At 43.6% G+C, this 573-nt stretch carries 1 protein-coding gene; it reads right to left on the bottom strand.

Going from position 1 to position 573, the window contains the following annotated elements:
• Nucleotides 1-461: class IV adenylate cyclase (locus R7Q48_RS29595; RefSeq protein WP_318133940.1), on the bottom strand; the 461-nt coding region annotated here is incomplete at its 3' end.
• Nucleotides 462-573 lie beyond the last annotated feature (112 nt).

The following is a 573-nucleotide window of genomic DNA, read 5'->3' as shown; positions in this document are numbered from 1 at the left end:
TCGCGATAGCGAGCCAATGCTGTTTCGTCATCGGTCATAATAGCGAACTCCGCAAAGTGACCAAAACCATCGAGAAAATCTAAGGTGATATGGAACTCGCCGACAAAGAAGATACTTCTGATTTTCTTACTGCGTTGAATCACTTCGTAGCCCATGTTTTCGAGCATACTTTGAGCAGAATCTAACTTAGTGATATTTGTTGCTTCACAACGGTCAGCTTCTGGCCCTTTTACAATCCACAGTTTGATGCCGGCAGGCTGAATTTCTCTGAGCACTAAACTCTTGCCCTGCTGAGTAAGCGTGCGTTGTGGGGTATCGTAAAACCAATCTGACTCTTGGTTGTTTTCGAACATGACTTCATGCTCAATCTGTTTGAGCGTGTTTAAAAATGCATCATGATTTTTTACTCGATACTTTAACTCGACTTCAAACTGCCCTTGGAAATGCGCGTCACTCACCACTCGCCTCTACTACATAAACGTCGAAAGGAGCCGAATCCTACACTCAAAATCTTAATCGTGTTGTGGCAATACACTCAGCTTGCGCATTTAGTGCTTTCGAAACACCCAGATT

This window comes from Vibrio sp. 378, from assembly GCF_033339435.1.
This window is presented reverse-complemented; position numbering and strand designations above follow the sequence as displayed.